The sequence below is a fragment of the Dyella sp. 01N448 genome, assembly GCF_056399225.1.
This window is the reverse complement of sequence record NZ_JBFTQX010000001.1, coordinates 181,415-195,152: the sequence shown is the minus strand read 5'-3', so window position 1 is coordinate 195,152 and position 13,738 is coordinate 181,415. Positions and strand designations below refer to the sequence as shown.

13 protein-coding genes are annotated in these 13,738 nt (G+C 65.8%); 7 read left to right on the top strand and 6 right to left on the bottom strand.

Features of this window, described 5'->3' with window-relative positions:
- Positions 1 to 78 precede the first annotated feature (78 nt).
- Positions 79 to 903, top strand: coding sequence for an AraC family transcriptional regulator (locus tag AC1DKY_RS00860; protein ID WP_441601862.1), 825 nt, complete (start codon positions 79 to 81; stop codon positions 901 to 903).
- A gap of 514 nt (positions 904 to 1,417) precedes the next feature.
- Here AC1DKY_RS00860 and AC1DKY_RS00855 read toward each other — a convergent pair.
- Positions 1,418 to 3,853: a S9 family peptidase gene (locus AC1DKY_RS00855; protein WP_441601861.1), complete on the bottom strand. Its 2,436-nt coding sequence runs from the start codon at positions 3,851 to 3,853 to the stop codon at positions 1,418 to 1,420.
- A 237-nt stretch (positions 3,854 to 4,090) separates the two neighbouring features.
- On the opposite strand from AC1DKY_RS00855, the gene AC1DKY_RS00850 reads away from it, so the two are divergent.
- The 3 genes from AC1DKY_RS00850 to AC1DKY_RS00840 all read left to right on the top strand — a co-directional run bounded on the left by AC1DKY_RS00850 (position 4,091) and on the right by AC1DKY_RS00840 (position 6,592).
- Positions 4,091 to 4,756, top strand: a complete 666-nt coding sequence (locus tag AC1DKY_RS00850) for an alpha/beta hydrolase (protein ID WP_441601860.1) — start codon at positions 4,091 to 4,093, stop codon at positions 4,754 to 4,756.
- Positions 4,757 to 4,830: 74 nt separating this feature from the next.
- On the top strand, positions 4,831 to 5,877 hold the full coding sequence (locus tag AC1DKY_RS00845; protein WP_441601859.1) for a sensor histidine kinase: 1,047 nt from the start codon (positions 4,831 to 4,833) through the stop codon (positions 5,875 to 5,877).
- A gap of 10 nt (positions 5,878 to 5,887) precedes the next feature.
- On the top strand, positions 5,888 to 6,592 hold the full coding sequence (locus tag AC1DKY_RS00840; protein ID WP_441601858.1) for a LytR/AlgR family response regulator transcription factor: 705 nt from the start codon (positions 5,888 to 5,890) through the stop codon (positions 6,590 to 6,592).
- 37 nt (positions 6,593 to 6,629) lie between these two features.
- Here AC1DKY_RS00840 and AC1DKY_RS00835 read toward each other — a convergent pair whose 3' ends face one another.
- Positions 6,630 to 7,298 (bottom strand): tetratricopeptide repeat protein, encoded by a 669-nt coding sequence (locus tag AC1DKY_RS00835; protein ID WP_441601857.1) that lies wholly within the window; start codon positions 7,296 to 7,298, stop codon positions 6,630 to 6,632.
- A 137-nt stretch (positions 7,299 to 7,435) separates the two neighbouring features.
- Here AC1DKY_RS00835 and hemC point away from each other — a divergent pair, with 137 nt between their 5' ends.
- Positions 7,436 to 8,353, top strand: coding sequence for a hydroxymethylbilane synthase (gene hemC / locus AC1DKY_RS00830; protein ID WP_441601856.1), 918 nt, complete (start codon positions 7,436 to 7,438; stop codon positions 8,351 to 8,353).
- Positions 8,354 to 8,426: 73 nt separating this feature from the next.
- Here hemC and AC1DKY_RS00825 read toward each other — a convergent pair whose 3' ends face one another.
- Together AC1DKY_RS00825 and AC1DKY_RS00820 are read right to left on the bottom strand one after the other, a co-directional pair.
- Entirely contained in the window at positions 8,427 to 9,251 is an 825-nt protein-coding gene (locus AC1DKY_RS00825) for a DUF481 domain-containing protein (RefSeq protein ID WP_441601855.1), read from the bottom strand.
- Between the two features lie 113 nt (positions 9,252 to 9,364).
- Positions 9,365 to 10,189 carry a hypothetical protein gene (locus tag AC1DKY_RS00820; RefSeq protein WP_441601854.1) on the bottom strand — a complete coding sequence of 275 codons (825 nt, stop codon included), beginning with the start codon at positions 10,187 to 10,189 and terminating at the stop codon, positions 9,365 to 9,367.
- A 221-nt stretch (positions 10,190 to 10,410) separates the two neighbouring features.
- On the opposite strand from AC1DKY_RS00820, the gene AC1DKY_RS00815 reads away from it, so the two are divergent.
- Both AC1DKY_RS00815 and AC1DKY_RS00810 read left to right on the top strand, forming a co-directional pair.
- Complete coding sequence (locus tag AC1DKY_RS00815; RefSeq protein WP_121883216.1) at positions 10,411 to 11,382, top strand: helix-turn-helix transcriptional regulator; 972 nt, start codon at positions 10,411 to 10,413, stop codon at positions 11,380 to 11,382.
- Between the two features lie 94 nt (positions 11,383 to 11,476).
- Positions 11,477 to 12,436, top strand: a complete 960-nt coding sequence (locus tag AC1DKY_RS00810; RefSeq protein WP_441601853.1) for a patatin-like phospholipase family protein — start codon at positions 11,477 to 11,479, stop codon at positions 12,434 to 12,436.
- Positions 12,437 to 12,440: 4 nt separating this feature from the next.
- On the opposite strand, the gene AC1DKY_RS00805 is transcribed toward AC1DKY_RS00810, so the two are convergent.
- Together AC1DKY_RS00805 and AC1DKY_RS00800 are read right to left on the bottom strand one after the other, a co-directional pair.
- Positions 12,441 to 12,809: a DUF488 domain-containing protein gene (locus AC1DKY_RS00805; RefSeq protein WP_441611151.1), complete on the bottom strand. Its 369-nt coding sequence runs from the start codon at positions 12,807 to 12,809 to the stop codon at positions 12,441 to 12,443.
- Positions 12,810 to 12,990: 181 nt separating this feature from the next.
- Positions 12,991 to 13,707: a glycosyltransferase gene (locus AC1DKY_RS00800; RefSeq protein WP_441601851.1), complete on the bottom strand. Its 717-nt coding sequence runs from the start codon at positions 13,705 to 13,707 to the stop codon at positions 12,991 to 12,993.
- Between the last annotated feature and the right edge of the window lie 31 nt (positions 13,708 to 13,738).

Here is a 13,738-nt window from a genome sequence, read left to right as displayed (position 1 = left end):
GGGATCGGGCCAGCATGATTGGGCAGACGGAGTGATTACTGTTAGCGTTATTTGGTCAAAGTTTGTCGAGAATCAGCCATGGGCCATGTCAGCGAGCACGACGAGAACCGCTTCCACGAGCTCATCGAGCGCCGCGATGGGCCCTCGGTGATCGCCTACTGGACCGAGGGCGAAGCCGCCAGCGAGTACCACGACGGCACCCGCGAGTACGGCTGGCACTCCCATCTGCGCGGCCAGCTGTACTGCGTGGAAAGTGGACTGGTGCACGTGCGCACGGCCCAGGGTTCCTGGCTGCTCCCCCCGCACCGCGCCGGCTGGATGCCGCCCGGCGTGGAACACACGGTGACCCTCAGCGGCCCGATGACCGGCTGGGGCGTGTTCGTAACCCCGCCCGAATGCGGCTGTCTGCCTGCCGATCCGTGCGTGATCGGTGTGACCGAGTTGATGCGCGCGCTGGTGCGCCGCGCCAGCTCCTGGATCTGGGAAACCCAGCTGGACGAGAGCCAGGAGCGCCTGACCACCGTGCTGCTGGAAGAAATCTGCCGCGCCCAACGCGAACCCTTGCACCTGCCCATGCCGGTGGACCGCCGCGCCTTGCGCATCGCCGTGGCGCTGCTGGAAAACCCCAACGACAACCGCGGCCTCGATGAGTGGGCCGGCTGGGCCGGCCTGTCGCCACGCAGCCTCAGCCGCTTGTTCCGCAGCGAAACGGCGTTGAGCTTTGCGCAGTGGCGACAGCTGGCACGTTTGACCCACGGCCTGGAACGCTTGGCCGACGGCGAACCGGTGTCGGCGGTAGCGGATGCCTTGGGCTATGCGAGCGTGAGCGCCTTCGTGGCGATGTTCCGGCGGAGTTTTGGCCAACCGCCGGCGAGGTATTTTGCGGCGCAAGGCGCGCAGTAGCGCACTGAGTCCTCACTTTGCCGCTTGCCTGTGGGAGCGCACCCTGTGCGCGACAGCCACGCCTGGGTGTACCGCTCCGTAGGTTTGTCGCGCACAGGGTGCGCTCGCACAACGAAGCGCCCGTAGCCATCAATTGGCCACCCACACGCGCGCGAACTCTTTTGTAGGAGCGCACTTGTGCGCGACCGCAGCGTGTGGGTGCATCGCTCCGTAGGCTGGTCGCGCACAAGTGCGCTCCTACAAGAGAGCGGCCCAGCAGCGTCGGACGTTGCGTGGCTCTTGATGTGGCTCTCCGCTCTTGGCTCTCCGCTCTCGAGGTCCCCGCAACCCGCACGCGCAGCCCGGAAGGCGCGTCATCCGGGGGTGTTGAAAGGCGCTCCCGGCCAACGCCGAGATGACGAGCCAAAGAAAAAGCCGCTCCAGTTGAAGCGGCTTCTCAAGGTTGACCCCTCACCACCGTAAAGGTGGCAACGCCGCCAACCCTCTCCCCGCCGGGGAGAGGGAGCAGAGCGCGTTACTGCTTCACCGGCTTCACATACGTATTGAACAACTCATCAATCCGCCGGTACTCGTCGTACCAGGAGTCCGCATGCGTAAAGCCATGCCGCTCCATCGGATACAACGACATCCAGAAGTTGTTCTTGTGCAACTCGATGAAGCGCTGATACATGCGGATGGTGTCGCTGGTCATCACGTTGTCGTCGATCAGACCATGCTGCATCAACAGCGGATCCTGCAGCTTGTCGGCGAAATTGATCGGCGAGCTGACCTGGTACGACTCCGGATCGAGCTGGGGATCGTTGAGGATGTTGGAGGTGTATTCGTGGTTGTAGCTGGTCCAGTCCGTCACCGGACGCAGCGCAGAACCAGCCGCGAATTCGCCTGGCGCGCGCAGCAGCGACATCAGCGTCATGAAGCCGCCGTAGCTGCCGCCGTACATGCCCACACGCCTGGTGTCGACGCCGTGGTTCTTCACCAGCCACGCCTTGCCATCCAGCAGGTCTTCCAGTTCCGGATGGCCCATCTGGCGATAGATCGCCGTGCGCCACGCGCGGCCATAGCCGTCCGAAGCGCGGTAGTCCATATCGAGCACCACATAGCCCTGCTGCACCAGCAGGTTGTGGAACATCTGTTCGCGGAAGTAGTTGGAGTAGGACAGCGTGACGTTCTGCAGATAGCCCGCGCCGTGCACGAAGATCACCGCGGGACGCGAAGCGGCGGCGGCTTCATCCGCCGGGCCGTAGTACTTGGCCCAGATCGTGCCCGCGCCATGCGACGACGGAATGCCGATGATCTTCGGCTGGATCCACGCATGCGCGGTGAAGGCCGGCTTCATCGTGTTGGTGAGTTCGCGCGATGCGCCACCGTCGACGCCTTGCACGGCCAGCTGCGCCAGCGTGTACGGCGCCGAATGCAGCACGGCGAGCTGGCGACCATCGGGAGACAGCGCGAAATCGTCCATGCCCTGCACCTGCGTCAGGCGGGCGAGTTCGCCGCCGGCGCTGGGCACGCGATACACGTCATAGCTATATGGCGCGACCTGGTTGGTGCGCACGTAGAACCACTGGCCGTCCTGGCTCAGCGCGGGATGGCTCACTTCGAACTTGCCGCTGGTGAGCGCCTTGGCCTTGCCGCCGGGCGACTTGGTATAGAGCTGCGAGTAGCCGGTTTCCTCGCTGAGATACCACAGCGTGCGGCCATCCTTGAGCCAGCCGAAATCGTTGAAGTTCCAGTTGATCCAGGCGTTGTCGGTGAGGCGGTGCTGGTTGACCAGTGCGTGCTTGTCGAAGTCCACGCTGGCGATCCAGCGGTCCTTGTTGTCGATCGCGCGCAGCTGGATGGCCACGTTCTGGCCGTCGTCGCTCCACACGATGCCGCCACCGCCGCCGTCGTCGGCATTGGAGACGATGCGCACCGGGCGGATCTCCGGCGCCTTCAGCGCCTTGGCTTCATCACCCTTGCCGTCCTTCTCGAGCGCGGCCACCGTCTTGGCGCGGATGTCCTTGAGCGGGTCGTCCTTGATGCCGGGGAGACCGTCGGTCTTCAGCGGATAGAACTTGGCGGACTTCAGATCCACCAGCACCATCGACTGCGGCGCGGGATCGTTGCGGCCCACGTAGACGCGCGCTTCCTGCTGCTCGGCGTAACCCGAGTCGGTCACGTAGTGAGTGACTTCCGGACGCTTGCCTTCCTTCGCGCCCTTGGGCTTGGTCACCACCACCATCCAGCGGCCGTCCGGCGACAGTTCGGTGTCGGCCGGTTCGCCGCCTTCGCCCAGATAGATGGGCTTGGGTGCACGGCCGGGATCGGCGGCGATCAGTGCGTCGTCGTTGTCGCGCGAGGCGTCCTTGTCGGACTTGTTTTCACGCAGCGAGCGGAACAGCTCCAGCTGCATGTCCTTGAGCTGGTCGGGCTTCTTGGCCTGCGGATCGTCGACAAAGCGCAGCACGGCAGCCGGTGCGCTCACGCCGGAGGCGAGGTCGTAGACGAACCAGTTGTTGGCCTGGCGGTACTGCAGGCTGCGGCCATCGCTGGAAAAGCGCGGCGCGGATTCCGCCTCGGTCGAGCGGGTCACCTGCACATGGCGGCCGGTGGTGAGATCGACGATGAACACGTCGCCGTGCATCACATAGGCAGCGTGGCGGTGCGCCCGGTCGTAGACCGCCGGGCCTTCGGCCTGCGCCATGGCGGCGGGATCGAGCTTGGTGGCCTGGCCACCGGCGGCGTCGACGCGATACAGGTCGCGCACCTTGCTGCCGTCGCGCTTGAGCGAGTAGTACAGGCTATAGCCGTCCACGCTCCAGTAGGGCTGTTCCACCGCAGCGCCGATCCAGTCGGGATTGGCCATGATGGTTTCCAGATCCAGCTGCGCACCGGAGGACGGGGGCGACAAGGCCGCCGCGGGCAGCGTGGCAAGGGCGGCAAGGCCGGCGAACAGCGTTCGGCGCATGGATGGCTCCACAGTCAAAACGTCGGAGCATAGCCAAGCCTTCGGACTGCACAAGCGCCGATGGTCCCGTACAAACTGATCGCCTAGGCAGGTAGTCTTACCGGTTATCCCCAAGCCCATGTCGGGCTTCTGGTCGGCGCCTTGTCGGCCAACCCCGCGGGCCATGCGTTCCGTGAGGTTCTCCTGCGTGTCTTCAAGGCATGCTATCCCCCTGAAAGACCCAGCACGGCGAACAACATGCCCCTCCCTACTGTCGAGATCGAAACCGCTCCCAACCCCGGCCATAGCGTGATCTGGCTGCACGGACTGGGGGCCGACGGCAACGACTTCGCCCCGATCGTGCCGGAGCTGGTCTCGCCGGAGTGGCCGGCGTTGCGCTTCGTCTTTCCGCATGCGCCGGTGCGACCGGTGACGGTCAATGGCGGCATGCCGATGCGCGCCTGGTACGACATCGTGGGGGTCGACCTGATTTCCCGCCAGGACGAAACCGGGATGCGGGCCTCCATCGCCAGCGTCGAAGCGCTGATCGCCCGCGAGAACGAGCGCGGCGTGCCCAGCTCGCGCATCCTGCTGGCCGGCTTTTCGCAGGGCGGCGCCATCGCACTGGCGGGCGGCCTGCGCCACGCGCAGCCGCTGGCAGGCATCATCGCCCTGTCCACCTACCTGCCGTTGCAGGACTCCTTTGCCAGCGAACGCAGCCCCGCCAACGGCCACGCCTCGGTGTTCTGGGGCCACGGCACCGCCGACCCGATCGTGCCGCTGACCCGCGGCGTCAGCTCGCGCGATCTGCTGCAGTCGCTGGGCTATTCGGTCAGCTGGCACACCTATCCGATGCCGCACTCCGTGTGCGGCGAGGAAGTGGCCGACCTGCGCCAGTGGATGACGGTGCGCCTGGGCGTCTGATGGCCGCCGGCTGTCGGCGTGGGCTGGGATGACGCTCAAAGTAGCCTGACCACGCATGCGGCATACTCCTTCACATGAGGGAGTCCACCACCACGCCACCGGCACCTAGTCGCGCGGAACATCGCCCGCTGCCTGATTTCTGCAGCGGCCCGGTGATCTTCGCGCTGCTGATCATGGCCTCGGTCACGGTCACGGTGATGTGGCTGGCGCCCAACAACAGCCACGGCTGGCGCGGTTTCAGCGTGGGCATGTTGTTTGCCGACTGGCTGGCCGTAGTGATCGGCGTCGCCTTGTGCAAGCTGCGTCCGCTGTTTCTGCGCCTGCCGGGTCATGCGTCGTATGCCGCCGTATGGATGGCCATGGTGGTGATCGTGATGGCCGGCAGCGCGCTGGTGCACTGGATGGACGGCCTGCTGCAGATGAGCCTGCTGCGCGACAGCACCGGCGACTTCGTGCTCAACAACACGGTGATTGCCGCCCTGCTCGGCGCCGCGATGCTGCGCTATTTCTACTTGCTCGCGCAGTGGCAGACCCGCCTCGAGGCGGTCTCGCAGGCCCAGGTGGCGGCGTTGCAGGCGCGCATCCGTCCGCACTTCCTGTTCAACAGCATGAATACCGTGGCGGCGCTGGTGCGAGTGGATCCCGCCGCGGCCGAGCGCACGGTCGAGGATCTCTCCGAATTGTTCCGCGCCGCCCTGGGCGAACACAGCACGCGCGATGGCACGCTGGGCGAGGAACTGGGCCTGGTCGATCGCTACCTCGACATCGAGCAGCTTCGCCTGGGCGAACGCTTGCGCGTACGGCGTGAGCTGGACGATCTGCCCGATGCGTTTCCACTGCCGCGCCTGCTGCTGCAGCCGCTGGTGGAGAACGCCGTGCGTCATGGCATCCAGCCCTTGCGCGAAGGCGGCGAGGTGATCCTGCGCGGCCGCCGCGAGCGCGGCGACATCCTGATCGAAATCGACAACCCGCTGGCCAGCGAACCGGCGCCCGGCGGTCATGGCCACGGCCTGGACAACGTACGTCGCCGCGTGGCCTATCGTTATGGTCCACGCGCGCGCGTCATCGCCGGCCCCGAAGGCGGGCGTTTCATCGTGCGCCTGCAGCTGCCGGAAGCATAGAACCGAACCCATGCGCGTACTTATCGTTGACGACGAACCCCTGGCACGCGCCCGCCTCGCGGCGCTGCTGGGCGAATGCCACGACGTCGAAGTGGCCGGCAGCGTGGCCGATGGCGAGGCCGCGCTCGAAGCGCTCGGCGAGCTGCAACCGGACGTACTGCTGCTGGACATCAACATGCCCGGCATGAGCGGCACGGCACTGGCGCAGCGACTGGCAAGCAGCAAGCGTCCGCTGGTGGTGTTCTGCACCGCCTACGAAAGCCATGCCTTACACGCGTTCGACCTGGGCGCCGTGGACTATCTGCTGAAGCCGGTCCGACTCGAGCGGCTCAACGAGGCCTTGCAGCGCGCACGCCAGCGCCTGCAGCAGGCGCCGCGCGATACCGGCGGTTATCTGCACGGGCGCTTGCGCGGCGAGCAGGTGCGCGTCGCGCTCGACGACGTGGTCTGCCTGCTGGCGGAAGAGAAGTACGTGGTGGTGCAACACCGCGGTGGCCAGCTGCTGCTGGAAGAGTCGCTGCGCCAGCTGGAAGAGGCCTATCCGGACACCCTGATACGCCTGCATCGCAATTGCCTGGTGCCGGCGCAACGTCTGCTCGGCCTCAAAACACTCGCCGATGGCCGCGTGCTGGCGCGACTGGGCGGCACCGAGCTGATGCCGGAAGTGAGCCGACGCAACTTGCCGACCTTGCGCAAGCTGCTGCGCATGGGTTGAAGCGGCGAGCTCAACACCTCGCCGCTTCGCCGGTCGGTCAACGCGACGCCAGCTCGCTGTTCTCGGGGCCATCGCCCTGCGATGCATAGCCGATCAATTGCCTGATCAGCGCGCGCTCGCTGGCGGTCCAGTGCAGCGTGCTGCGGCGGGTGGCGTTGTCAGTGCCAAAGCGCACCGGATCGCTGAGCGCCGCGGCGCGATACCAGGCCACGGCCACGTCACGCTGGCCCGACGCCGTATACGTCAGCGCCATCGCCATCGGCACCCACTGCGGACGTTGCTGCGGACGCAGCGAGAGATTGCGCTGGAACGCTTCGAGCGCACACGCCGGGTCGTTGAGATTGATCATGCTCCAGCCCACCGCCCAAAGCAGGCGACGATCGTTCGGCTTGATGCGCAGCGCGCGATGGAAGTTGATCTGCGCCGCGCTCGCGCGATGCGCGCTCGCCGCCAGCCAGCCTTCGTCGGTCAGTTTGCGCACGGGCGAAAGCTGCAGCGCGCTGCCGGGATAGCCACCTTGGTTGAACGCGGACGCCTCAGGCAACCCACGTGCGGATAGATCAGGATCAGTGTATGGCCGTCCATCCGGCAACAGCACGGGTAACGCCGTCGCAGCGCTGCTGGTGACCGGTGGAACATTCGCCGCGAACGCGGCGTGGCCGACGATGATGAAAAGGACGCTGCAAACCACCCTGCGGATCTTCATGACAACACTCCTTGCTGTCCCATCCCGGGCGCAGGATAGCTGCTAGTGCGACCGGCTACCTAATGCAGCCGCGGCAATAATTACGCGACAATGGGGCCCCCGACGACGCCTCGTGCGACGCCCCCACCGAGATCACCATGACGCCAACCACGCTGCGCATCGCCACCCGCAAGAGCGCACTCGCCCTCTGGCAGGCTGAACACGTCGCGGCGGAGCTGCGTCTGATCCATCCGGGGCTGTTCGTCGACCTGGTGCCGTTGTCGACGCGAGGTGACGAGATCCTCGATCAGCCCCTGGCCACGATCGGCGGCAAGGGACTGTTCCTCAAGGAACTGGAAGTGGCCATGCTGGAAGGCCGCGCCGACCTGGCAGTGCACTCGTTGAAGGACGTGCCCTCCGAGCTGGAAGCAGGCTTTACGCTGCCGGCCATCCTGCCGCGCGCCGACGCCGCCGATGCCTTCGTGAGCAATGACTACGCCAATCTGGCCGCGCTGCCGCTGGGCGCCCGCGTGGGTACTTCCTCGCTACGCCGCCAGGCGCAGCTGCGCGCCGTGCGCCCGGACCTGACCCTGCTCGACCTGCGCGGCAACGTAGGCACGCGCCTGTCCAAGCTCGACGCAGGCCACTACGAGGCGATCCTGCTGGCCTGCGCCGGGCTGGAGCGCCTGGGCCTGGCCTCGCGCATCCGCGGGCGTCTCGCCGCTCCTGACTGGCTGCCTGCGCCGGGACAAGCCGCCATCGCGATCGAGGCACGCTCCGATCAGCCCGAGGTGCTTGCCTTGCTGGCGGCATTGGACGATGCCCAGACCCGCCTGGCCGTCACCGCCGAGCGGGCCATGAACCAGGCCCTGGGCGGCAGCTGCACGGTGCCGGTGGGTGCGTGGTGCACGGTGACCGAGCGCGGCCTGCATCTGCGCGGCATGGTGGGCGACGTGAGCAGCGGTCGCCTGCTGCAGGCCCAAGCCGAAGCGGAAGGCGATCAGGCCGAGGCGCTGGGCAAGCAGGTCGCTGAAGCGCTGTTCGCGCAAGGCGCGGCCTCCTTGCTCGGCCACTGAGTCCAAAGAAAAAGCCGCCCCGCGGACCCGTCGTCGACGGCCAGCCAGGGCGGCTTGGGCAAAGCGCGAGCGCTTAGAAGTTGTAGAGCAGATTGGTCGTCACCAGCGAATCGGTGCTCTGCGTGCCGGGCTGCACATCGCTGTTGTAGCGCAGCTGATAGCCGAGCTTGAGCGCCACCTTCTTGGTCATGCTGACCGACAGGCCGATATCGTTCTGGTAGTACTTGTTGTCCGAGCCCGCTTCGATCAGCAGGGTGTCTTCGAATGCGGTGTTGTCGGTGAGGCGGTACTTGTAGTTGACCAGACCGCGGCCGACCGCTTCGCTCACGGTGTTCTGGCGCACGCGTACCGTTTCGGTGGTGCCATCGGGCTGGGTCACCGCCTGGTCGACGTCGGCAGGGCGATAGCGCTTGTAACCGGGGCCGGCTTCGAACGACAGCTCGGTGCGCTCCGTCTTCAGCGCGATATAGCCGTAGCCGACCGAGACGATGCCCTGCCACAGGTTGGCGCCGAAATCGTCGTGCTCATAACGCGCGGCCGTCACGATGTAGCTGCGCGGATCGAGCTTGTAGCCCACCGAGGCGCCGCTGTCGTAGCGATTGGCCGTGGTGGTGAGGCGGTCGACGGTGTTGCCTTGCTGGTCCTGCACCTCGACCTCGCCCTTGGAACGCAGCCCATTGAGGAAGAAGTTGTTCTTCCACATGTCGTTTTCCTGGCTCACGCCGAGCTTGGCGTTGATGTTTTCCGAGCGGGAGTTGCCATAGGAGGACGCGAAACCGAATTCGCCCGAACCCGTCCACCCGCCGTTGTTGGCCGGATTGGATGACGCGTCGTCGGCTTGAGCGCCAAAACTGGCCAGCGCTGCGAGCAGGGCGCCCGCCATCAGGGTGCTTTTCATCTGAGATTGTTCCTTTTTCGTTAAAAATTGGCAGGCCGCCACCTTAACGGGGCGGATTGAACTGCCTGTGAACCGGGGGAGGTTTTGTTCAGCGCTGACGCGCGACGAGCCCCTCAGGGGCCGTCTGGCAAGGCTGCCAGGGCTTCATCATACAAACTTAGCTCGGTCGCCATGCCTACCGTGCAACTCACGGCCGCCACGGCGGCCAGGGCGAGCCAGCCGTCTTCGAAGCTCATCAGCAACAAGGCCACGCACGGCACCGCATACACCAGCAGCGCCGCCAGATAACGCTTGGGCTGCAATTCCAGCCGACCGCGCGGCGCCGCCACCCGCCGCAGCGTCGCCTGCCAGCGCAGGCTCTCCACCAGGCCGCGCAGCAGCGCGAGCGCCAGCAAGCCGATGATCCACGACAGCGGGTGCAAAATGGTCTCATCGGTGTTTTGGCCAGCCGTGCAAAGCCACAGCCACAGCCCCCCGCCATAAGTGGCCGACACCACCCGACTGAGCGGCAACTGCGTGGCCAGTTGCGGATCCATGCCGGGCGCCTGCCGCTGGGCATCCGCATACGCCGCCACGATGATGCTGGCGAAGCAGCACAACGCCATCGCCGCGCCCGACAAACGCGTTGCCCAGAACGCGTTGTCACCACGCGCCAGCCCTGCCACCGCCAGCACCGGCAAGCCGCAGGCGAGTGCCACCAGGGCGTCGCGCGTGGGCCGTGAGCCCCTGACGATGACCCATCCATGCCAGTGCGTCATCCAGCGCGAATGCAGGCAGGCCGCGAGCAAACCCATGGCTACCAGCGATGCACCCAGCGCCACCGGCACCAGCACGTCGCCACGACCATCGGGATACACACCCACCGCCAGCGCGAGTCCAAGCACCATCCAAAGCCCAAAGCCGTCATAGCCGCTGACGTGCAACAAGGTGGCGGCCAAGGGGCGTGGTCGCGCCCGTGCGGGGACGGTGCGGCTGCTGACGACAGCGTATGGCTGAGCTTGGTGGCGCGGCTTCATGAGCGTGGTGTCTTTTGTACGTGAAGGGGGGATCACGTGCGCGTGACCGTGGCGTGGTCTTGCTGAATCCCACCATCTGGTGGACTTGCGGGTTCCGCCAACGGTGCGCATGCTACGCGGAGGCAGCCGTCGAAAATCATTTCATGGATCGTTACGAGCGCATTCTCACCCTGCACCGATTGCTGAAGTCGGCGCACTATCCCGTGCCTCTTCCTCGTCTGATGGACGAGCTGGAGTGCTCGCGTGCCACGCTGTATCGCGACGTGGCGTTTCTGCGCGACGCGTTGGGTGCGCCCATCGAAAGCGCAGGCGGCGAGCACGCCGCGTTTCGCTATGCGGTGGGCGAAGGCGAACGATTCGAGTTGCCGGGGCTGTGGCTGACCTCGGATGAACTCGCCGCCTTGCTTGCGCTCAACGAACTGATTGGTCGCAGCGGACCGGGCGTGCTTGCCGGCGCACTCGCGCCGTTCAAGGCGCGCATCGAACACCTGCTGTCCGACCAGGGCACCGGCAAGACGCTGCCGATCGAACGCATCCGCGTCATCGCCTGGGGCGAACGCAAGCTCGACCAGCAGGTGTTCCGCGTGGTCGCCGGCGCCGTGCTCGAACGCAAGCAGCTGCGTTTCCGCTATCGCGCGCGCACGACCAATGCGGACAGTCATCGCCGCGTGTCGCCGCAACGCCTGACGCACTATCGCGACAACTGGTATCTCGATGTATGGGATCACGACCGCGAAGCGCTGCGCAGTTTCGCCGTGGATCGCATTGCCGAGCCGCAATCGCTCGAAGATCCCGCGCGCGACGTGGTCGAGCAGGAACTCAACGACGCGCTGGCCTCCAGCTACGGCATCTTTGCCGGCAAGCCCAAGGCCTGGGCCACGCTGCGTTTCTCGCAGCACGCCGCACGCTGGGTGGCCGACGAACACTGGCATTCGCAGCAGAAGGGCGAGTGGCTGTCCGACGGCCGCTATGAGCTGCAGGTGCCGTATTCCAATTCCAAGGAATTGCTGATGGACGTACTCAAGTACGGTCCGGATGCGGAAGTGGTGGCGCCCTTGTCGCTGCGCGAGGAAATGAAGATCCAGCTGCAGCTGGCACTGGGCGGCTATCAGTGAGATAAGTGGGCCAAGACGAGGGTGATGCGAGCACGCGCGTGGACGCAGCCTCTCGCCACGCACTCCTCTCCACTCACTTTTTGTCGTCTGAGCCATGAGCGCCACTGATATCGCCGATCCCTCGACGCTTCCTGCCGAAGCCAACGTCACCAGAAAACCGACCGTCGCGCTCGCACTTGGTTCCGGAGGCGCGAAAGGTCTGGCGCATATCGGCGCCATCGAGGAGATCGAAGCGCAGGGCTATCAAATCGTCGCGATTGCCGGCACCTCGATGGGCGCGCTGATCGGCGGCATCTACGCCACCGGCAAACTGGGCGTCTACCGCGACTGGGTCTGTTCGCTGGCCAAGATGGATGTGCTCAAGCTGGTCGACTGGACGCTGTCGGGCGGTGGCCTGATCAAGGGCGAGCGCATCATCGAGACCATGCGTGGGCTGATCGGCGACGTCGCCATTGAAGATCTGCCGATCGCCTTCACCGCCGTCGCCACCGACCTGGACCGCGAACGCGAAGTCTGGCTCACCCGCGGCCCGCTGTTTGATGCGATCCGTGCGTCCATCGCCATTCCGACCATTTTTCGTCCGCATACCTTGTCCGAGCGGCGCCTGATCGACGGCGGTCTGCTCAATCCCGTACCGGTGACGCCGCTGATCCGCGATCCGGCGGACTATCTGTTCGCCGTGAGCATGGACGGCCCGCCCGATGCCGGCACCCCGGACGAGGTGCGCGCGACACCCACGGCGAGCAACGACGGCTATCGGTCGCGCATCGGCGAGTTCATCGGCAAGCTCATGCCGCATGGCGCCGAGAAGGCGCGCGAACCGGGCATGCTGGAACTGCTCATGCAATCGATGGACCTGATGCAGGCCAATCTGTCGCGCCTGCGCCTGGCGGCGTACGAGCCTGATCTGTTGATCCGCATGCCGCGCAATGTGGCCACGGTGTACGAGTTCTACCGCGCCGGCGAATTGATCGAGATGGGCCGCAAACAGGCCCGTCTGGCATTGGCGAACTGGCAGCCGACACGCACCGGCGTGTTTACCGGCCGCTCCTGAGCGTTCAATGCTGGCCGTTGGCCTTTAACAGCGCATCGAGATAGCACTTCAGCGCCACCGCGTTGTTGTGCTCCTCGTCGCGCGCACCGAACAAGAGCGTGATGCGGTGACGCGATGCCTGGGTCAGCAGAGGGCGCCAATGCTCGGCCGCGGCATCGAGTTCGGTAGCGTAGCGGTGGCGGAAACCTTCCCAGCGCGCGGGATCGTGGCCAAACCATTTGCGCAGGGCGGTGGATGGCGCCAGCTCCTTGCTCCAGGCATCGAGCGCGGCGTCTTCCTTCTTCATGCCACGCGGCCATACGCGGTCCACCAGCACGCGATAGCCATCGCTCTTGGCGGGCGCCTCATAGATGCGCTTGACGGTGATACTCATGGACGGGCGGCCTCCCGAAGCACGAATCATCAGCATACGCCGATGAAGAACGCGTTGTGGGAGCGCACCCTGTGCGCGAACGCGGTGCCGGATGGCACCGCGATCATCGGCAGCGCAGTCCAACATGTGGGCCTGTCGCGCACAGGGTGCGCTCCCACACACAGGTAAGTCAGTCGCTAACTCAGATCTCTTCGACCTGGGTGACCTTGCCACGGCGCATCAGCCAGGCCACGCCACGCAGGTCGGCGATGCCTACCCACAGGCGATCGAGCATGCCGTACTTGGAGGTACCCGCCGTGCGCGGGCGATGACCCACCGGCACGCTGGTGCTCTGGAAGCCCGCACGCTTCACCAGCGCCGGCAGATAGCGGTGCATGTGGTCGAAGTAGGGCAGGCGCATGAACACGTCGCGGTCGAACAGCTTCAGGCCGCAACCGGTGTCGGGCGTCGAATCGCGCAGCATGCGCGAACGCACCGCGTTGGCGATCTTGGACGAGATGCGCTTGTTGAAGCTGTCCCGGCGCGTGGTGCGCCAACCAGCAAACAGGCGCACGTCCGGGCCACTCTGTTCGCGCTGGGCGAGCAGCTTGGGAATATCGGCCGGATCGTTCTGGCCATCACCGTCCAGGGTGGCGATCCACGGCGAACGCGCCGCGCGCACGCCATTCCACACCGCCGTGCTCTGACCGCTGCGGGTGAGGTGGCGCACGATGCGCAACTCCGGATACTTCGCCTTCTCCGCCGCCAGCACGGCCACGCTGTCGTCGCTGGAATCGTCGTCCACATAGACGACCTCGAAGTCCACCTTGCCGCGCAGGGCAGCGGCGATTTCGGCGAGCAGCGGCGGAATATTGTCGCGCTCGTTGAACACCGGCACGACGACGGACAGCTGTGGCATGGGGAGGGCCTTGGTCTTTAACAGGGGGCGC

Coding starts and splice junctions, on each gene's coding strand:
- AC1DKY_RS00860 (WP_441601862.1), top strand. CDS start 79: ATGGGCCATGTCAGCGAGCACGACGAGAACCGCTTCCACGAGCTCATC.
- AC1DKY_RS00855 (WP_441601861.1), bottom strand. CDS start 3,853: ATGCGCCGAACGCTGTTCGCCGGCCTTGCCGCCCTTGCCACGCTGCCC.
- AC1DKY_RS00850 (WP_441601860.1), top strand. CDS start 4,091: ATGCCCCTCCCTACTGTCGAGATCGAAACCGCTCCCAACCCCGGCCAT.
- AC1DKY_RS00845 (WP_441601859.1), top strand. CDS start 4,831: ATGAGGGAGTCCACCACCACGCCACCGGCACCTAGTCGCGCGGAACAT.
- AC1DKY_RS00840 (WP_441601858.1), top strand. CDS start 5,888: ATGCGCGTACTTATCGTTGACGACGAACCCCTGGCACGCGCCCGCCTC.
- AC1DKY_RS00835 (WP_441601857.1), bottom strand. CDS start 7,298: ATGAAGATCCGCAGGGTGGTTTGCAGCGTCCTTTTCATCATCGTCGGC.
- hemC (WP_441601856.1), top strand. CDS start 7,436: ATGACGCCAACCACGCTGCGCATCGCCACCCGCAAGAGCGCACTCGCC.
- AC1DKY_RS00825 (WP_441601855.1), bottom strand. CDS start 9,251: ATGAAAAGCACCCTGATGGCGGGCGCCCTGCTCGCAGCGCTGGCCAGT.
- AC1DKY_RS00815 (WP_121883216.1), top strand. CDS start 10,411: ATGGATCGTTACGAGCGCATTCTCACCCTGCACCGATTGCTGAAGTCG.
- AC1DKY_RS00810 (WP_441601853.1), top strand. CDS start 11,477: ATGAGCGCCACTGATATCGCCGATCCCTCGACGCTTCCTGCCGAAGCC.
- AC1DKY_RS00805 (WP_441611151.1), bottom strand. CDS start 12,809: ATGAGTATCACCGTCAAGCGCATCTATGAGGCGCCCGCCAAGAGCGAT.
- AC1DKY_RS00800 (WP_441601851.1), bottom strand. CDS start 13,707: ATGCCACAGCTGTCCGTCGTCGTGCCGGTGTTCAACGAGCGCGACAAT.